This is a genomic window from Stutzerimonas stutzeri, assembly GCF_024448895.1.
Lineage (GTDB): Bacteria > Pseudomonadota > Gammaproteobacteria > Pseudomonadales > Pseudomonadaceae > Stutzerimonas > Stutzerimonas stutzeri_Q.
In genome coordinates, this window is the sequence record NZ_JAMOIC010000025.1 from 12,523 (window position 1) to 30,905 (window position 18,383).

Genomic DNA, 18,383 nt, shown 5'->3' on the forward strand with positions numbered 1-18,383 from the left:
TTCACGAGGACGTGAAATCGTCATGGATTCGTCTGTTCCCGTGACGTGGCGACTCTCAAGCCGTAGAGAAAGTGGATAAATCAGGAGATTGATCGAGTGGACAACGTTGATCTCGATGTATTGCGTGCGGTATCGAATTGGCAAAAGCTAGGCCACGCCGTGACGCTCTACACCGTAGTGCAAACCTGGGGCAGCGCGCCCAGGCAGCCCGGGTCCATGCTGGCTCTGAGAGACGATGGCGTGGTGATTGGCTCAGTATCGGGTGGCTGCATCGAGGATGACCTGATCCAGCGCCAGGCCAATGGGGCTCAACGCGTTGATCACGGTGCCGTCAAGCTTATTACCTATGGCATGAGCCGTGAGGAAGCGGCTCGGTTCGGTTTGCCTTGTGGCGGGACGTTGCGACTAACGGCAGAGCAGGTCACGGACATTGCCTGGGTCGATTCGCTGGTACAGCGCTGCTCCAGGCAACAGCTCACAGCACGTCACCTTGAACTCGCATCAGGACGCGTCACGCTTGCCGATGCCAGCCCGGACGATTCGTTTTTCTTCGATGGCAGCGTGCTCCGCACTCTTTACGGTCCTCGGTGGCGATTGATGATGATCGGCGCGGGCCAGGTGTCACGCTATGCTGCCGACATCGCGCTTTTGATGGGCTTCGAGGTGATGGTCTGTGATCCGCGCCGTGAGTTCTCTGCCGAATGGGACGATGATCGCGTTACACATGTGGCGGGTATGCCTGACGACGCAGTGCTAAGCATTCAGCCGGACGAACGCACTGCCATAGTTACGCTTACGCATGATCCGCGCCTCGATGACATGGCGCTGCTCACCGCTCTGAAGTCCAATGCTTTTTATGTTGGCGCGCTTGGATCGAAGCAAACGACCGAACGGCGTCGTGGCTATCTCGGCCAGCTCGGGCTGACGGCTGATGAGATTGCCCGGTTGCATGGGCCGATCGGTCTGTATATCGGCAGTCATACGCCTGCCGAGATCGCGCTTTCTCTCATGGCTCAAATCGTCGCGCTGAAGAACGGCGTGCACTAGAACAGCGACGCAACGCTTTCTAGCGAAAATCGCTGTATGCGCTGTAAAGAGTACCGATTGGCCTGCCGACACCCCGCCATCTGCCTCAAGCCCTAGCTGGCACGCTCGGGAACGCACCTTTCCTGAAGGGATGATGTGCCCGTTGGATTTATACGCTACTGGTATAAGTACATACGGATCTTTCCGGCTAATCAGCCGATCCGACGCTTGCTACCTTCCCCCCTCGAATACTTCGCTATCAACCTGCCGGATGCGCTGATTGATCTCGGGTTGATGAAGTCAACGAGGCGACACGGTACACACCGTGCCGCCCGAAGTTGAGGGCACTGATCCATTGAATACCGACACGGGTAACCCCAGCGCCAACCGGGTACTCGCCGTGGTACTGACGGCGTATCTGATGATCGTACTGGACCTGTCCATCGTCTATACCGGGCTACCGGAGATCGGCGAGACCATGAGCCTCGGGCCGGTGGGGCTGACCTGGGTGCAGAATGCTTATCTGCTGTGCTTCGGTGGGTTCCTGCTGTTATCCGCCAGGGCTGGCGACCTCTTCGGCTTCAAACGAATGCTGTTGTGGGGCATCGCGCTGTTTGCTGCATCTTCACTCATCATTGGTCTGGCGCAGACGCCCGTGGAGCTGATCGGTGCAAGAGCGGTACAAGGCGTTGGCGCGTCAATGATTGCGCCCTCGGTTTTGTCGCTGATATCGGCCTTCTTCCACGAGGGCGAAGGCAGATCCCGAGCGCTCGCCTGGTACTCGATGGTGGCAGGCGCGGGAGCCAGCCTGGGCATGGTCATGGGCGGGATCTTTGCTGGCACGCTGTCGTGGCGCGTTGGCTTCCTGATCAATGTACCCATTGGATTAGGGCTATGGTTGGCGGCCAACCGGGCGTTGAAGCACACGCCGCGCGGCGACGGGCGATTGGATGTGGCCGGCGCGATTACGTCCACGGTCGGTATGGTGGCACTTGTCTGGGGCATCGTACGCACTACCGATCAAGGATGGACTGATCCGCTGGTGCTGGCCGCGTTGACGCTTGCGGTACTGTCAGTCGGGCTGTTCCTCTGGATCCAGGCACGGATCAAGGAACCCTTGCTGCCCCTGACCATCTTCGCCAACAAGGTTCGTTCCGGTGCCTATGCTGCCCGAATGTGCTTCGTGGGTGCCGCGGTCAGCTTTTTCTTTTTCGAAACCCAGCTGATGCAACAGGTATTGGGCTTCAGTCCGCTGCAGGCCGGCCTGGGCTTTTTACCCATGACTGTCCCCACATTCTTTGCCGCGTTGTTGGTGCCACGGCTCACCCGCGCCTGGGGCAATGCCAATCTCCTGTGCGTCGCGCTGGCTTCGATGACTGTCGGAATGATCTGGCTATCCTTCGCTGGCGAGCAGTCAGGCTACTGGGCTGGTATCGCGCTGCCAATGGTGCTTCTTGGCCTCGGCAACGGCGGCGCATTGGGGCCTCTGACCGTAGCCGGCGTAACCGGTGTATCGGGGCGCGATCGCGGGGCAGCATCGGGTGCGGTCAACGTGGCGCACCAACTCGGTGGGTCGCTGGGATTGAGTATTCTCGCAACGATTTTCGCGGCGGCGCATTCACCTTCGATGCCACAGAAGATGGCACTGCAGCATCAGGTATCGACTGCGATCCTCAGCGCAGGCGCGCTTCTTGCGCTGGGCTTGGTTATTGCGCTCGTCTATATCTGGCCTAACGGGCGAGCTGCCGCGGCGAATCGCGGCAGCGGTCAGTGATTCAGAACCCATGTCATGGTTCCTGCCGATCCAATCCAAGGCTATTCATCCAGTCGAGCACCTCATCCTTGACCTGCGCTTCTCGTTCGCCGTCGATGGCCAGGAAAATTCCGTCCCGCTCAAGTCCGCCTCGGGTGGAAAAACCTTTGAGCACGTTACAACCGGAACAGAACTCAGTCAGAGTCTGGAAGCTGCTCCCCGCGCCATATCCGCCATGAGTATTGAACGGAGCGACGGTCTTTCCGGCAAGGTCATGCTGGCTCAGGAAACTCTTCACAGGCGGTGGAAGCTGCATATCCCATGTCGGAAATCCGATGAATACCGTGCCGTACTGCGCGAGGTTATCGATCGAGGTAGCCAGAGGAGGCCGGTAACCGGATTCGTTCTCCTCATCGACCTGCGCCACGATCGCGTCATAGTCTTCGGGATAGGGAGTCTGCAATTCGAGCGCGACCAGGTCGCCGCCGACGTGTTCGTGAATCATCTCGGCAACAGCTTTGGTGTTTTTTGTTCGGCTCAGGTAGACGGTCAGCACCTTATTGGAGCCGGAGCTGTCCGAGACTCGCTTTTTATCTTCTGTTTCGGCCACCGCCTGTATGGGTGTGAGCAAGGTTGCAACAAGGCTCGTCAGCAGCAAAACAGTATTCATAAATGCCCCGGGGATGGATTGCGAATGAGCGTTGGCTCGAGATGTTCGCGCCTCAACAAAGCGAGCGATTGAACGCGGCGTTTGGAAACACTTTAAGACCAGCCCACCGTCTTCACTAGGAGGCATAATCGGGAAAGCCTCATAACAGGAATGAATAAATGCCCGTCGAGAGCTATGACCAGCTGGCTATCTTTGCGGTAGTAGCCCGAGAGCGCAGCTTCACCCGAGCGGCAGCCAAATTGAGCATGTCGCAACCGGCGCTCAGCCGAGTGATTCGCCAGCTGGAGGAGCGTTTGGGTGTTCGCCTCCTGGCTCGAACCACGCGCAGCGTCTCCGCTACCGAAGCAGGAACGCGTCTGCTTGAGGTCGTCGCGCCCAGGTTTGAAGAGATCAATAGTGAGCTGGCATTGCTTAGCGAGTTCCGCGACAAGCCGGCCGGCAAGATACGGATCACCGCTGGTGAGCATTCAGCGATTACCATCCTGCAGCCAGTACTTGCACAGTTGTTGCCGCACAATCCTGATCTGAATATCGAAATCATCGTGGACTACGGCCTGACCGATATCGTCGCAGAAGGCTTCGATGCGGGGGTTCGCTTGGGTGAGCAGGTGACCAAGGACATGATTGCGGTGCGCATCGGTCCCGATATGCGCATGGCGGTGGTCGGCTCACCGGCGTATTTCGCCCGGAACCCACAACCGATCACACCGCATGACCTTACCCAGCACAACTGCATCACCATCCGAATGCCGACCTATGGTGGCATCTTCGCCTGGGAGTTCGAGAAGGATGGCCAGGAAGTGAAAGTGCGGGTCGAAGGCCAGCTGGTGTTCAACAACATCGCCATGCGCCTGGCAGCGGCGCGTGAAGGACTGGGCCTCGCCTACATGCCCGAGGATCAGGTGCAAGCAGACATCGAGGGCGGCCGCTTGGTGCGCGTGCTCGCGGACTGGTGCGAGCCCTTTTCGGGCTACCACCTTTACTACCCGAGCCGGCGCCAATCATCGCCTGCGTTTATCTTGTTGCGCGATGCCCTGCGCTATCCGGATCGCAACTAGCGTTCTTGAGGTAACGCTTCTACGCCGCTGAATGCAAGCACAGCCGGAGGCAAACGCTCGCCCTTTATGGTGATATCGGCGAGCGCCGCATTAAGCTCTTGAAACTCGCTATCGCTAAACGTCACGTCTACCGCACCGATGTTGCCGAGCATATGCGACATTTGCGTAGTGCCAGGGATGGGCACGATCCAAGGTTCACGGGCCAGCAGCCAAGCCAGAGCGATCCGGGCCGGGCTAGAATTTTTCCGCTCTGCCCAGCTCTTGATCAGCTGGACCAAGGCCATATTGTGCGGCAGGTTCTCCGGGGCAAAACGCGTTTCAATCTTGCGTATGTCACCTTCGGCGAAGCGCGTCTTTTCATCGATCGCTCCGGTCAGGAATCCCACGCCGAGCGGGCTCCAGGGGACGAAGCCAATGCCGAGCTCCTCACACAGCGGGATAACCGCCTCTTCGGGGCCGCGCCAAAGCATCGAGTATTCGTTCTGAACCGCCGTGACCGGCAATGCGGCGTGTGCGCGGCGCAACGTATCCAGCCCCATCTCGGACAAGCCCCAGTGCAGAACCTTGCCCTGATCCATCAGGTCCTTGACGGCACCGGCGACCTCTTCGATCGGCACAGCAGGGTCGACGCGATGCTGATACAGCAAGTCGATCCGATCTGTGCGCAGGCGCTTGAGCATGCCTTCGACCGCCTTTTGGATGTGCTCCGGCCGGCTGTTGAGGCCCGGACGCCGCTCACCGGTTTCGAGATCGATGTTCCAGCCAAACTTCGAGGCGATGACGACCTCGTCCCGAAAGGGTGCGACGCCCTCTCCAAGGATTCTTTCCACTTCATGCGGGCCGTAGGCCTCGGCAGCATCATAGAAGGTCACACCACGGTCGAAGGCTGTCCGGATGATGTCGATCATCTCCGGCCGGTGAGGGATGATCGTCTGGTAGGTCCGGCTCATGTTCTGCACACCCAGTCCCAAGCTCGATACTTCCAGCGAGCCAAGCATGCGGCGTCCATCCAGAGCGGTGCTCTGCGGCGCTGAAGGCCGAGCCGCTGCACTCTGCCCCAACGCAATGCCTGGAATCAGCGGTGCTGCAGCCAACGCAGCCGCGCCGATCAGAAGCCTCCGGCGATCGTGATCCATTGGGCTGTTGTCCATATTCATCTCCTTTCAGGGTTCAAAGGCATGCCTTGCTACTGGGCGCGCGGCTCAAGCTTCGGGTATTTCACGGCCGTAAGTTTCCAGCGTGATGCTGTCGGGCTCGGGCCCGCCGCGCACGCCAGTCTCAAGCGCATCAATCGCAGCGAGCTGCTGATCGGCGAGCCTGAAGTCGAATACGTCGAAGTTTTCAGCAATGCGCTCGGGCTTTGTCGACTTTGGAATCACTGAGCGCCCCTGCTGCAGATGCCAGCGCAGCATGACCTGGGCGGTCGATTTGGCGTGCTCTTGGGCAATTTGCTGAAGCGTTGGGTCGTCGAAGGTGCGCTTGGTGCCGCCACGATAGGCGGTGATACCGCCTATGGGTGACCAGGCTTGCGTGTGAATGCCGTGCTCGGCGTGAATGCTCTGCAATGCTCTCTGCTGAAAATACGGATGAACCTCGATCTGGTTCACCGCAGGCACTATCGCTGTTTCCCCCAACAAACGGTTCAAATCGTTGGGCATGAAGTTGCTGACGCCTATCGCACGGACTTTGCCGTCAGCAAGCAGTTTTTCCAGCGCGCGGTAGGCATCCAACGTCAGATCGAAGCGGCTGGGCATGGGCTGGTGAAGCAGCAACAGATCCAGATGATCCACGCCCAGCTTGCCGGCGCTCTTGTTGAAGGCATGCAGCGTGGCGTCGTAGCCGTAGTCGCTGATCCAGACTTTGGTTTCGATGAACAGCTCGGCCCGGGGGATGCCGGAGAGGCGGATGCCTTCGCCGACCTCGCGCTCATTGCCATACGCCGCCGCCGTGTCGATGTGGCGATAGCCCACGCGTAATGCTTCGCGGACCGCGGCTGTCGTGGAGTCCGGCGGGGTCTGGAAGACGCCGAGCCCCAGCGCAGGCATTGTCGTGCCGTTGTTCAGGGTGATGGTTTGCATTGTGTGGTCCTCCGTAAGGTTTGGAAGAACGGCTGGCGTTACTCTTTGCCAGGTTGCGCTTGCATCGTTGCGAGCGCTTGCGCCAAAGCGTCGTTGCCACGCGCCCCGGCCTCCCTGCCACTTTGATCGGCCAACAACTCGATCAACTGGCGCAGCTGTGACTCAGTCAAACCGACCCGCATGCTCGCCGCCATATGCGATCGCAACTGGGCCTCGACTCCCGGCGTAGCCGCCAACGCGCCAACCGTAGCCAGCTCGCGGCTTTGCCAGTCGAGGTTGTCGCGCTCGAAGATCGCGCCGAACAGGTGCTCCTGCAGGTATTGGTTGATGACGGGAGCGAAGTCGAACAGTGGACCCTCGACTGGCTTGCCGGCGATGCGGGTCTGGTTCGCTGTGCCCACCTCCCGCAGTTGGTCACCAGAAGCAACGGGTCGACTAGGTTCGCGACCGGGCTCGTCCTCGATGCCCTGCGCCTTGCGTGCGTCTACCACTTTCATCAACTCGCTCAGCGCGTTCAGGCTGCGCGGAAAGCCGGTGTAGGCGTAAAGATGCACAAGAATTTCCTTGGCTTCGCTGATGGTCAGGCCTGCATCTAAACCTTGATTCAAAGCAGCATTCAGCTTGGGCATGTCGCTTGTGGCCATGGCTGCCGCTATCAGCGGAATGGCCTGCTGCCGGGTGGACAGGGTTGCGGTGGACGCCTGTCCAGCTGGCTTGGCTTGCGCATCTGTAGAGGAAGCCGCATGTGCCGAAGTGATTGCCAGGCCGACGCTCAGCGCGAACGCAGCGAGTGCGCCTGCCTTGCGATGATTAACGAGCGTTGTATTGGTCATCGGTGACTTTCTCCATCCATTCCACGCTTTTGCCATCGGCCGATCCGGACACGGCTAGATGTGTCATCGCGGTCGTTGGCGTTGCGCCGTGCCAGTGCTTGACGCCGGCGGGACATACCACTACATCGCCGGGACGAATTTCCTGCACCGGCTTGCCCCACTCCTGCGTCAATCCGACGCCGGCGACCACGACCAGACGCTGGCCTGCCGGATGGGTATGCCAAGCCGAACGCGCGCCTGGCTCGAAGGTAACGTAGGCACCAGACGCATTGATTTGGTCACCCGATTGGAACAACGGATCAACCCGCGCCTTGCCTGTGAAATATTCCTCTGGCCCGATCACCGAGGCTTGGGAGCCCGCGCGACTGATCCGCTGGGCGGTCTGGGCGGCCGAATCGTCGCTAGTGCCAGCTGCTTCCACAAAAGGCGCTGCAGCACAGACCACGATGCCGAGAAGTGTTTTGTTCATGATGGAACCCTCCGGTTGATGCTCAGAGACCCTGGCCCGTCGGATGGAACAAGATCTCGTTGATACCCACTCAACTCTGTACAGTCTGGCTAGAGCGTCTTCTCGTAGAACGCGGTCAGCTTGCTCATAGCTGCGTCCACATACTCGGGCACCCAGTAGGTCTCGATGTGGGTAGCGCCTTCGATCTTGAACAGTTCCTTGTCTTGCGTTCCGGTTGCCTTAGCGAATGCTTGCTCGGACATATAGAGACTGTCGGCCTTACTGCCGGCGATCATCAGAAGCGGCTTGTCGATCAGCTCGATCTGATCGGTCGCGTCGAAGCGCATCAGGTCCAGCAGGCTGCTCATGGTGTATTTAAAGGTCGAGTTAGGATGGGCGTGAGTCTTCCAGTAATACTCATAACCTTGCCGATACAGCTCGAAAGGCAGCTTGGCGATCTGCTCATCGGTGAGGTTCGCATCGCCGGCATACAGAACTTCCCCGCCTGCTGCTTCCTGAGAGCGGGCATCCGACGCCTGTTGCAGGCGTTGCGGTATCGTGTCGAGCTGCGAGTCGTTATAGCCATTGCGGCGTACAAGCCCAGAGTTGAACATGCTTACGGTGGCGATGGATGTGAATCGCTTGTCGGTCGTCGCTGCGGCAAGCGAATAGCCACCGCCACCGCAGAGGCCGAGCAGGCCAAGCCGCTGCTGATCGACGCCGGCATAGTTGGTAATGAAATCTGCCATACCGTGGATGTCTTCGATACGGTAAGCGGGTTTATCCACATTGCGGGGCTCGCCACCACTGGCGCCCTGATAGGCTGCGTCCGCCGCGATGGTGATGTAACCCTGGTCAGCGAGGCGTTGCGCATACAGGCCTGCGACCTGCTCTTTCACTCCGCCATTGGGATGTGCCACGACAACGGCAGGATAGGTCTTCGCTGGGTCGTAGTTGGCAGGGGTGTAAACGTTGGCGGAAATATCCAGCCCATTGAGCCTGTAGGTGACCGGATGTATGTGTACCTTCCCCGCCTCGTTCTGGGTGATCGCACCTTCGTACACCAAGGTGAATGGGTTCTGTTTGTAGTCTGCTGCATAGAGCTCGCCTGCCGATATGCCGACAGCCGCCCCAAAAAGCGCAGCCTTCAAAATGGTGTGTTTCATCTTCGTACCTCTATCGATTCTTGCTTCGAGATATCAGCGATACCGGCCAGTACGACCAAGCCTGTGCTGGTGATGCCCCAGAGGGGTTAGCAGCTTCAGCTCAGTGCTTGGCAACCACGTTCACGGTATCGTTCTATCGATTGATCGATAAAGGGCATCAGTTGGAATGCAATCATGCGTAATAAGCATAAATATCTGAGAGGTTGCAGCTGTTGTCATTCCAGTCGGAAGGTATGAGATTGCTAAAGCAACCAATGACGACTGTGGTGCAACAATACTCAGCATCAGCTGGTCCCGGACGTCAGTCCGAACTGGCAGCTTTGAGTCGAAGATGGTCGACAGGAGTAAGCGTCTAATGGTGGACGCCTACAGTCCGCTATTGGCCGAAACCAGACGATTACGGCTAAGCGGCCATCTTCAAGAACAACCTCAATCCAATTACTAAGCAACTCTGACCCATCAATTAGATGAACAAGTCTCTAGATCAACACGCAAGCCTCCTCAAACCCTAACCGGGGTCCAATCGGCCGCAGGTTCTCTTGGTTCCCATACCCCAAACTGCACAAAAAATTGCTCTTCCACTGCCCGTTGGGGAAGAACTCTGCGTCGACAATGGCGTTGTCGAAGCCGGACATGGGGCCGCAGTCCAGTCCTGTCGCGCGGGCGGCGAGGATGAGATAGGCGCCTTGTAAGCTACCGTTGCGTAGGGCTGCGATGAAGGCGGCTTGTGGGTTGTCGCGGTACGGCGCGGCGGCGTCGTAGGCCGGGAAGAGCTCTGGCAGGCGCTCAAAGAACTGGGTGTCGTAAGCAATGATCGCGGTGACTGGCGCGGCGAGCATCTTTTCACCGTTGCGGCCTTTGAGCGCGGGCAGTAGGCGTCGTTTGGCCTCGGGCGTGCGGACGAAGGCAATGCGTGCCGGGCTGCAGTTGTTGCTGGTTGGGCCCTGACGCATCAAGTGCCAGAGTTGTTGCAGTTGGTCGTCGCTTACCGGGCGTTCAAGCCAGCCGTTGTGGGAGCGTGCTTGGAGAAAGAGCTGGTCGAGGGTTTCGGCGGCAAGGGGTTGGGTCATGCGGGTCTCCGTAAGAATTTGTCAGCCGACTTTAGTGCGCGTGGCCGGGCGCTTCTGCACGTACTGCGAGTCCGCCCAGCCGCGGGACACCGAGGCAGATCAGCGCGACCAGCAGTTGCAGGGCGCCCATTACGGCGATGGCCTTCGGCAATGCCACAAGCGCCCCTCCGGTAACCGCCAATATCACCAAGGGACTAAGGAACTGGCCGGCAAACATGGCTGAGGTAAAGCCGCCCGTAGCCCGGCCGCGATGGCTGGCGCCGACCTGGGCCATGATCCAGGTGATTAGCGTAGGCAGCATCAAGCCGATTCCCAGCCCGTTGACGATCACGGCCACCACAACGGCGGGGTGCGCCGAGGCCATAGCCATCAGCAGTGCACCGATTCCCGTTAGCGAAAAGGCGATTAGTAATAGCCAATCCAGCCTATACCGGACCAGTAGGCGAAAGCTCAGCGCACCGGCAACCACGGCGAGCTGGTTGGCGCCCATGGTCATGCCGATCAGGTCCGTCCGCTCGACACCCAGTAAACCCAGCAAGTAACCAGCCTGTGCCGGCACCATCAGCAGACTCATGCCCGCTAGCAGGGTCAGCGCGTAAAGCGGCAACAGCGGCTTCCAGGGAAAGCTACTGGTTTGCACCGGGCCCATGGGTTTGTCACGACGTGGTTCCCAGAGCAGCCAGGCAGCCAGCGGTAACAAGAGAAGCCCGACGGCATAAAGCACGAAGGGCGTGCGCCAACTGTCGGCACCTAAGAAGCCGCCCACGGTAATGATGACCACCGCGGACAATGAAGTCGCGACCATCTGCAAAGCAAGCAGGCGCTGGCGGCGGGCGCCGTTGTAGTAGTCGCCGATCAATGTGGTGCAGCAGGTCATGATGCCGGCTTCGGCCAATCCGATACCAGCGCGGCTGGCAACGATCAGGTAGAGCGAGTCGAGCCACAGCGGCATCAGACCGAACAGTGTGTACAGCGCCAAGCTCCCCAGCAGCAACGGCTTGCGTGCGACGCGGTCGGCAATGATGCCTGCGAAAGGTGCCACCAGCGCTACCATCAATGCCGGTAGGGAAATCAGCAACGGCACCAGAACTGCTGCGCCAGGGGTGTCGCCGAAGTCTCGCTGTATCGCCGGCAGCAACGGTGCAATGAGCACGGCGGCCAGCACCGACAGGCAGCTACCGAACAGCAACAAAGATGACTGTGGCCAGGCTGCGTTGCGCGAAGCGGCGCTGTCAATCATCTCGGTCGCCCTCTGAGCCGGGAGCGAATACGCAGCCGAACTGGGCTATGCCAAGTCGCAGCTCATGGATGGCGGCCTGACAGCAGGCGATAACGCGCACACGGGTACTCATGAGTGAACCCCTCTTGTTGTTATGGGTGAAGCCTGTGAGGTGAGTGTCAGGCAGGACAGTTGGCGTGCAGCCGTCCTGCCTGAACCTCAGCTGTTGGAGGGTTGGGCCTTGAACGCCTGGCCGCTCGATACGCTGGACCGTGGCGACGATTCCTGTGCCGCTTCACCCGCCCGGCGTGCCGATGGAAAGAGGAACCATGCCAGCGCAGGCAACAGCAGCAGCGCGCCGACCATGTTCCAGACGAACATGAAGGCCAGCAGCACCCCCATGTCGGCCTGGAACTTGATCGGCGAGAAGATCCAGGTGCCGACGCCGATGGCCAGAGTGACGCCGGTCAGCATCACGACCTTGCCGGTGAATACCAGCGCCTGGTAATAGGCCTGAGACAAGCTCGCGCCAGCGCGCATCTGGGCCAGTACCACGCTCATGACATAGAGCGCGTAATCCACACCGATGCCGACACCCAGGGCTATTACCGGCAGGGTCGCGACCTTCAGGCCAATGCCAAGGTAGACCATCAACGCTTCGCAGAGGATCGAGGTGAGCATCAGTGGCAGCACCGCGCAGACCACGGCGCGCCAGGACCGGAAAGTAATCAGACACAGCAGGATCACGGCGGCATACACCCACCAGAGCATTTCCCGGTTGGCCTGTTTGACCACGATATTGGTAGCCGCCTCGATGCCTGCACTGCCAGCGGCAAGGAGGAACTGGGCCTGCTCGCTGTTGTGCTCAGCGGCGAAAGCCTCGACGGTGTCGACCACCGACGTCAGGGTGTCTGCCTTGTGATCGGAGAGGTAGGCGTACTGCGTTAGCAGGCTGCAGTCCTCGTTGTACAGGCCGCGAGGCGCACTGGAGGTGATCATGTTGAGGGTCGCCTGGTTGTTCACCAGCTCGTACCACTTGGGGTTGCCTTCGGACAGGCCGACCAGCACACGGCGGTTGAGCAGCGCCAGGGAATTGGTGGATTCCACACCTGGCAATGCGCGCAACTGCCAGTCCAGATCGTCCACACGTTTGAGCGTCTCGTAGGCCGAGCAGGCGCCCACCGGCGTCTTGACCATCACCGCGAACACGTCGCTGCCCGCGCCGTAATGGGAGGTGATATAGGCATTGTCCTGGTTGTAGCGAGAGTCAGCGCGCAGCTCCGGCGCGCCGGCGTCCAGGTCGCCGACCTTGAGATTCAGTCCGACCATGTAGCCACCCACGGCCAGCAACGAGGCAACCATCACGCAGCCCAGCGCCCAGCGCCGAGTGGTGAAACGGTCCAGCAGGCGCCACATTGGATGGCGCGCCCCACCCTGCTCATCCGCTCGCTCGGAACGCAGGCTGCGCTCAGCCGCTTGTGCGTCCACGCCGAGGAAGGACAGCAGGATCGGCAGTAGCACCAGATTGGTGAGAATCAGCATCGCCACGCCCAGGCTGGCGGTGACGGCCAGGTCCTGGATAACGGGGATGTCGATGAACATCAGCACGGCGAAGCCCACCGCGTCGCTGACCAGCGCAGTCAGCCCGGCGATGAACAGACGGCGGAAAGTCAGGCGCGCCGCCACCAGCCGGTGCAGGCCGCGGCCGATGTCCTGCATGATGCCGTTCATCTTTTGTGCGCCATGGCTTATGCCGATGGCAAACACCAGAAAAGGTACCAGAACCGAATAGGGGTCAAGCCGGTAGCCCAGCAGAGGCAACAGCCCCAGTTGCCAGACCACCGCGACCAGCGAGCAGCCCATCACCAGCAGCGTGCTGCGCAGGCAGCGGGTATACCAGAACAGCACCAGGCCGGTGATGATCAGGGCAGCGGCGAAGAAGAAGAGGATCTGCCGGAGCCCTTCGATGAGATCGCCGACGACCTTGGCAAAGCCCGTGATGCGAATCTCCAGGCTGTCGCTCTGGTACTTCTCGCGCAGGCTTTCCAGCTGTTCCGAGAGCGCGCTGTAATCCAGCGGCTGGCCGTCTGGCGTGTTGGCCATGAGCGGCACATAGATGATGCTCGACTGCTGATCGAAGGCCACCAACTGGCCGATCTCGTTGGAGCGCTCGATATTGCGCCGTAGCGCCTCGAGGCTTCCGGCGGAACCGTCGTAACCATCAGGGACGACCGGCCCACCTTCCAGCCCCATCTCTGTAACGCCGACCCAGCGTGTGGTGGGAGTCCAAAGTGATTTCATGAAAGCCCGATCGACGCCAGGCAACAGGTAGATCTCATCACTCAGCTGCTGCAGCGCCTGCTGGTAGTCGGCGTCGTAGATCGAGCCTTGCTTGTTCACCACGGCGATGCGCACGGCATTGCCCAGGCCGCTGAGCTCGCGGCGGTTCTCCAGATAATTGACGATGTAAGGATGATTGGTGGGAATCATCTTTTCAAAGCTGGCGTTGAACTCCAGGCGGGTCGCCTGCCAGCCCAGCACCAAGGTGACGGCCAGGCAGAACAGCATGACCAGACGGCGATGGTTGAACAGCGCTCGTTCCAGGAGCGAACCGGACGCCGAGTCGAACGCATTTTGCTCAGTGGACCGGTTGAATGACGATGACATGACTTACTCCGCAGACGCGTGGGCAGTGGTGGGATCAAGCGGCGCAAGAGCCACGGCACCGGCGAAGCCGACGCCTACAAGCTGCCCATTCCCCGCCTCGACGATTGCCGCCAGCGGCGAGTCGGCCTTGCCTATTGGCTTGACCTGACCGCTACCAAACACCCGCAGCAGCCCGCCGGCCTGATTGGCCATCACCAGTTGGCCGCCGTCGACCATGGCTGCGTTGATGGAAATAGGGATCGGGTTGCTCAGTTGCTCGAACGTCTCACCGCGGTCGCGGGACATCAGCACCGTGCCGCGCAGGCCGGCCAGTACCAGCTCACCACCTGGCAGCAAACCTTGGGCGAAAAAGCTGCCTTCGTAGTGTGTCTCGAGCTGTTCGTAGCTCTGACCGCTGTCCAGCGAGCGCACCGCCAACCCCATTTCGCCGGCCAGGTACCATTCACTGCCCCGTTGCGACACGGCATAAAGGTGAGCGCCTGCCGGGTTCGGTACGCGGCCCATGATCGACTGCCAGGTCCGGCCACCGTCACCTGTCTGAAGCGCCAGGCCATAGGCGCCGACCACTAATCCGTTTTGGGAGTCACTGAAGTGCAACGCCAACAAAGGCTTGTCAGCGCCGTCAGCGGCCAACAGTTCAGCTGCCTGCAAACGTTCGGCGGGTACGCCGTCGGCCTGCGCCGCCTTGAGTTCGATTGCCGCCGCGCGCTTACCGTCCAGCTGCAAGCTCCAGCTTTCGCCACCATCGCGGCTGTGCAACACAACGCCAGCATGGCCCACCGCCCAGCCGTGACGCTCGTCGACGAATTGCACCGCGGTCAGAGTGACGCTCACTGGCGCCTCGACCTGCTGCCAACTGCCGCCGTCGTCATCAGAGATCAGGATGACGCCCCGTTCACCCACCGAGACCAGGCGCTCTCCGACCCGAGCAACACCGAGCAATACTGCTTGCTGCGCCTGGGGGATGAGCACCGCCGGCTGGGTCAGTACGTCAGTGCTTTCACTAGCGGTCACTACGCCGGAGAGCGCCGCGCAAATCAGTGCGAGCAGGGTCAAGCGCGCACACCGCAATGGCGCAGCGGAACGAAGCACGAACATAGGCAACCTCTTTGTTGTTGTTATTCGCCGGGTACGGTCCCCGGTCGAGTGACCTGCGGCCGCCCTCCAGCTGCCAGACCAGGCTGGCCGGAGTGAAGAGCGGGACACAGTTCAGCTTGCTGAGACGCTATGAGCCTCTCGCAGAATTTGACTAATTGATCTTCGAGATATGACCTATCGCGACGAGCGATACCTGGAAGTGAAGGTCCGGGCAGGACCGGACCCCCACCTCTCAAACTCAGCGCAGGCTGGAGCCAGTCAACGACGAGGCGGTGAACTGCGAATCCGGCCAGCCGCCCTCCTTCAGTACCAGGCTGCCAGGATGATTGGCCTCCAGGTTGCTGGCATACCAGGTGCCAGCGATCAGGTCATAGAAGCCATGCGGGCCTTGGACGAACCCTGGCAGCTCGGGTGCCACGACCGGCAAGTTGAAGAGCACTTTCCAGAGGTTACCCTTGGCGTCGTATCGCTCCCCGGTCACGGCGCGCCAGCTGTCCTCGTCGATGTAATAAGTACCCTTCGAGGCTGTATGGCGTTGGCCCTTGCGCAGGTTGGCTTCAACCACCCATACGCGGTGCAGTTCCCAACGCACGTAGTCGGGGTTCAGGTGGTTTTCCATCAGTAGCGTATCCACATCCGGCGCCAGCTGGCTTTTGTTGGCGTTGTAGGGGATCAGCATTTCCTTCTTGCCGACCAGCTTCCAGTCGAAGCGGTCCAACCGACCCAGCCATACCTGGAGGTCATCGAAGCCGGCCACACCAGCGGCGGCAGGAGTGGGCGTATCGCAGCAGGAGTTGGGCAGCATGCGCACGCGGCGCTGGCCCGTCAGATAAACCCAGGTACGCGTCTGGTCGGGCACCATGTTTTCGCGACCGATGATGGCTTCGCCGGCACGAATTGGTGGACCTTCGTTAACCATGCGGAACAGCCAGTAGTCACGATTGTGCTTGCCCTCGAAGGTCTCCAGATCACCCTTCGGATCGAAATAGGGCATCTGGACCTGCGAATTGCCTACGGCCGTGGTGACGTGGCGTCCATCCTCGCTGATCAAGGCATTGGTCATGGGTTGCTCGAAGGCATAACCACGCCAGTGCAGCATGTGGTTCCACATCACCTCGTTGGCATCCTCAGGCAGCGGGAATGGCACACCGCCAAACGCGCCGGTAGGCGAATAGCTTGGCGCAGCCCCCAACTCGGCTCGGGTCGCGTTAGTGAAGGTGTGGTCATAGAACGACTGGGGCGCGGCGAAGCTGCGGCGGGTCGGATACACGTCGATCCGGTAGCTGGGGTACTTCTTGAGCATCGCCTTGGTGCCTTCGGTCAGCACGGCGTCATATTCGCCCATGTTGCTAGCGCTTACCGAATAGAGCGGCTTGTCCTTAGCGAAAGGATCCTGCCGTTTTCCCTTTCCGTCATAACTACCGCTGCCAGTCAGACCACCATCCCAGGCGGGAATAGTGCCGGCAGCATTACCTGCGCGCTCGGAACCCATTGGAGTGAGCTCGTTGCCCTTGAGCTTTTGCGCCTCATCCGGGCTAACCGCCGCGAAGGCGTGCGGTAGGCTGACTGCCAGTGCGCAGACGATGGCCAGGTGTACGGTCTTTTTCATTGTTGTCATGGCGGTACTCCTTAAAAGGTGCGACTGATGAAGGCCGAAACGAAGTCGCGGTCTGCCAGTGGCTGGTCGAAGCTGTATTCGTTACGCGTGTTGAGGAAATGGCCGCGCGAGCCGAAGTAGTTGGTGTAGGTGACGCCGAAGTTCCAGTCCTGCAGCCAGGTCCCTTTTACGCCGACGTTGAAGTCACCCCCACGGTCAACGCCGAATGCTCCGACCGCACGCGACGCACCTTTGGGGCTATAGCCGATGCCCACGGGCACGGAAAGATCGAGTTGAGGCAGAACCTGACGATAGGTCGGGGTGAACACCATACGGAAGCCCCAGGCGTCGCGGGTGGTGTTGGGATCAACCACCTCGGCGTTGTCTGTCACGCTGAGCGCACGGTTCCAGGCGACTTCACCGGCCAAGCTGGATTCGCGGAAGACCGGGTTGTTGGGCAGTGTGGCAATCCAGGACAGCTGCGCATGCAGAGTGTTGCCCTTGGCGAAGGTGGCGTTGTTATCGTTATCCACGACCTGCCCCGGCAGGACGTTGACATTACTGGATACCAGCGGGGAATTGCGGCGGGTGGATATCTCGAAGCCCAGGTTTACCGGACCAAAGGTATTGCTGACGCTGGCCCCGAATGCCTTGATGTTCTCGCCGTAGTTCCACTCGAACTGCTCCGGCCCGAACGGTGCTGGAAGCGGCGTACCCGGCCCGACCCTCATGTGGGATAGGCCGGTCTTGGCGTGGTAGCGGATGGCGTACAGCCCGTACTCGGCATTACCGTTGGGAAGGCGAAAGCGTAGGCTCACCCCGCCTTGCCCCGAGTCCTTCGGTTTGTTGTAGCGCACTGGAATACTCGGCACAAAGGGCTGCGGCCCCAGCAGAAGGCGCTCGCTGCCGTCACCAATAATGTCGCCGGTGCTGAAGTAACTGCCGGCACCGGGCAGGCGATGCCCTTCCCACTCGAACTGATAGTAGGCCGCCAGGGTGACGTCAGGGGTGATGTCGAACTGCGCCGAGAGTTGCTCGACCGGGCGGATCAGCTCGCGGAACTGGGTATTGGGTACCGATTGTGCCTTAACGATATCTACCGGTTGCATGCCTCCGGCGATGCCGTTAGCGCCGTAAAATAGGCTCTCGCCCCACAGCAACGAGTGCTGGCCCAAACGCGCAGTCAGGTTGCGGCCACCCAGGTCAAAACGGCCCATGACGAAATAGTCGAGAAACTCGGCATCACGGCCGTGCAGGTCCTTCACGCCGTTCTGCCATTCGGCGAAATCGGTGCCTGGGAAGTTCCAGGACGACGGATTGTCGTGGTCGGTGCCTCGGTTGTAGGCGCTGTCGTACCACGCGGCACCCGAGACGCGCAGCCCGAAGTCGCTGCCGTACATCACCTCAAGTTCGGAGAGCAGATCAAGGCGATTGGAGACCAGCCCGCGGTCGAAATTGCGGTTGCTGTCGTCCTGATTTTCATCACTGATCAATGCATCATCCTGATCACCAACGCGAAAGGCATTGCTGTACTTGATGGTGTTATCCCAGCGCACGTTCAGGTCTGGGTTGCCGACATCAATCGGCATGGCCTTGGCGCCTGTGCTCGCCATGGCCACCGCTAGTGCAAGCGCGCTGGGCACGGCCAGTCGATACGAGCGAAGCGGTTGATTCGTGGAAGCTGCCATGTTTAGTCCCTC

The 18,383-nt window shown here is 60.2% G+C and carries 15 protein-coding genes; 3 read left to right on the top strand and 12 right to left on the bottom strand.

Going from position 1 to position 18,383, the window contains the following annotated elements; translation table 11 throughout:
* Positions 1-96 precede the first annotated feature (96 nt).
* Entirely contained in the window at positions 97-1,047 is a 951-nt protein-coding gene (locus tag NA619_RS21525; protein WP_255963840.1) for an XdhC family protein, read from the top strand.
* Between the two features lie 304 nt (positions 1,048-1,351).
* Positions 1,352-2,800: an MFS transporter gene (locus tag NA619_RS21530; protein WP_255963841.1), complete on the top strand. Its 1,449-nt coding sequence runs from the start codon at positions 1,352-1,354 to the stop codon at positions 2,798-2,800.
* 13 nt (positions 2,801-2,813) lie between these two features.
* On the opposite strand, the gene NA619_RS21535 is transcribed toward NA619_RS21530, so the two are convergent.
* Entirely contained in the window at positions 2,814-3,449 is a 636-nt protein-coding gene (locus NA619_RS21535; protein ID WP_255963842.1) for a flavodoxin, read from the bottom strand.
* Positions 3,450-3,607: 158 nt separating this feature from the next.
* Between NA619_RS21535 and NA619_RS21540 the strand changes: the two genes are divergently transcribed.
* Positions 3,608-4,507, top strand: a complete 900-nt coding sequence (locus NA619_RS21540) for a LysR family transcriptional regulator (protein ID WP_255963843.1) — start codon at positions 3,608-3,610, stop codon at positions 4,505-4,507.
* On the opposite strand, the gene NA619_RS21545 is transcribed toward NA619_RS21540, so the two are convergent.
* The 11 genes from NA619_RS21545 to NA619_RS21595 form a co-directional block, all read right to left on the bottom strand.
* Positions 4,504-5,505: an aldo/keto reductase gene (locus NA619_RS21545; RefSeq protein ID WP_255963869.1), complete on the bottom strand. Its 1,002-nt coding sequence runs from the start codon at positions 5,503-5,505 to the stop codon at positions 4,504-4,506. The two genes, NA619_RS21540 and NA619_RS21545, sit on opposite strands and share 4 nt — an antisense overlap.
* 204 nt (positions 5,506-5,709) lie before the next feature.
* Positions 5,710-6,585, bottom strand: a complete 876-nt coding sequence (locus tag NA619_RS21550; protein ID WP_255963844.1) for an aldo/keto reductase — start codon at positions 6,583-6,585, stop codon at positions 5,710-5,712.
* 38 nt (positions 6,586-6,623) lie between these two features.
* Positions 6,624-7,418 (bottom strand): carboxymuconolactone decarboxylase family protein, encoded by a 795-nt coding sequence (locus NA619_RS21555; protein ID WP_014821597.1) that lies wholly within the window; start codon positions 7,416-7,418, stop codon positions 6,624-6,626.
* The gene (locus tag NA619_RS21560) at positions 7,396-7,887 is read right to left on the bottom strand and encodes a (R)-mandelonitrile lyase (RefSeq protein WP_014821596.1); all 492 of its coding nucleotides are present in this window, start codon (positions 7,885-7,887) and stop codon (positions 7,396-7,398) included. Before NA619_RS21560 ends, NA619_RS21555 begins: the two co-directional genes overlap by 23 nt.
* Before the next feature lie 89 nt (positions 7,888-7,976).
* Positions 7,977-9,032 (bottom strand): alpha/beta hydrolase, encoded by a 1,056-nt coding sequence (locus NA619_RS21565; protein WP_014821595.1) that lies wholly within the window; start codon positions 9,030-9,032, stop codon positions 7,977-7,979.
* Positions 9,033-9,511: 479 nt separating this feature from the next.
* Positions 9,512-10,102, bottom strand: a complete 591-nt coding sequence (locus NA619_RS21570; protein WP_255963846.1) for a malonic semialdehyde reductase — start codon at positions 10,100-10,102, stop codon at positions 9,512-9,514.
* A 31-nt stretch (positions 10,103-10,133) separates the two neighbouring features.
* Positions 10,134-11,342: an MFS transporter gene (locus tag NA619_RS21575; protein ID WP_255963847.1), complete on the bottom strand. Its 1,209-nt coding sequence runs from the start codon at positions 11,340-11,342 to the stop codon at positions 10,134-10,136.
* A 198-nt stretch (positions 11,343-11,540) separates the two neighbouring features.
* Positions 11,541-13,988, bottom strand: a complete 2,448-nt coding sequence (locus NA619_RS21580; RefSeq protein ID WP_255963848.1) for an efflux RND transporter permease subunit — start codon at positions 13,986-13,988, stop codon at positions 11,541-11,543.
* Between the two features lie 3 nt (positions 13,989-13,991).
* Entirely contained in the window at positions 13,992-15,086 is a 1,095-nt protein-coding gene (locus tag NA619_RS21585) for a WD40/YVTN/BNR-like repeat-containing protein (protein ID WP_255963850.1), read from the bottom strand.
* Between the two features lie 238 nt (positions 15,087-15,324).
* Positions 15,325-16,704 carry a DUF1329 domain-containing protein gene (locus tag NA619_RS21590; protein WP_255963851.1) on the bottom strand — a complete coding sequence of 460 codons (1,380 nt, stop codon included), beginning with the start codon at positions 16,702-16,704 and terminating at the stop codon, positions 15,325-15,327.
* A gap of 11 nt (positions 16,705-16,715) precedes the next feature.
* Complete coding sequence (locus tag NA619_RS21595) at positions 16,716-18,371, bottom strand: DUF1302 domain-containing protein (RefSeq protein ID WP_255963852.1); 1,656 nt, start codon at positions 18,369-18,371, stop codon at positions 16,716-16,718.
* Positions 18,372-18,383 lie beyond the last annotated feature (12 nt).

What these genes read in the sequence shown, in the direction of transcription:
- NA619_RS21535 (WP_255963842.1), bottom strand. Translation starts at nt 3,449, where the DNA reads ATGAATACTGTTTTGCTGCTGACGAGCCTTGTTGCAACCTTGCTCACA.
- NA619_RS21540 (WP_255963843.1), top strand. Translation starts at nt 3,608, where the DNA reads ATGCCCGTCGAGAGCTATGACCAGCTGGCTATCTTTGCGGTAGTAGCC.
- NA619_RS21545 (WP_255963869.1), bottom strand. Translation starts at nt 5,505, where the DNA reads ATGCTTGGCTCGCTGGAAGTATCGAGCTTGGGACTGGGTGTGCAGAAC.
- NA619_RS21550 (WP_255963844.1), bottom strand. Translation starts at nt 6,585, where the DNA reads ATGCAAACCATCACCCTGAACAACGGCACGACAATGCCTGCGCTGGGG.
- NA619_RS21555 (WP_014821597.1), bottom strand. Translation starts at nt 7,418, where the DNA reads ATGACCAATACAACGCTCGTTAATCATCGCAAGGCAGGCGCACTCGCT.
- NA619_RS21560 (WP_014821596.1), bottom strand. Translation starts at nt 7,887, where the DNA reads ATGAACAAAACACTTCTCGGCATCGTGGTCTGTGCTGCAGCGCCTTTT.
- NA619_RS21565 (WP_014821595.1), bottom strand. Translation starts at nt 9,032, where the DNA reads ATGAAACACACCATTTTGAAGGCTGCGCTTTTTGGGGCGGCTGTCGGC.
- NA619_RS21570 (WP_255963846.1), bottom strand. Translation starts at nt 10,102, where the DNA reads ATGACCCAACCCCTTGCCGCCGAAACCCTCGACCAGCTCTTTCTCCAA.
- NA619_RS21575 (WP_255963847.1), bottom strand. Translation starts at nt 11,342, where the DNA reads ATGATTGACAGCGCCGCTTCGCGCAACGCAGCCTGGCCACAGTCATCT.
- NA619_RS21580 (WP_255963848.1), bottom strand. Translation starts at nt 13,988, where the DNA reads ATGTCATCGTCATTCAACCGGTCCACTGAGCAAAATGCGTTCGACTCG.
- NA619_RS21585 (WP_255963850.1), bottom strand. Translation starts at nt 15,086, where the DNA reads ATGTTCGTGCTTCGTTCCGCTGCGCCATTGCGGTGTGCGCGCTTGACC.
- NA619_RS21590 (WP_255963851.1), bottom strand. Translation starts at nt 16,704, where the DNA reads ATGACAACAATGAAAAAGACCGTACACCTGGCCATCGTCTGCGCACTG.
- NA619_RS21595 (WP_255963852.1), bottom strand. Translation starts at nt 18,371, where the DNA reads ATGGCAGCTTCCACGAATCAACCGCTTCGCTCGTATCGACTGGCCGTG.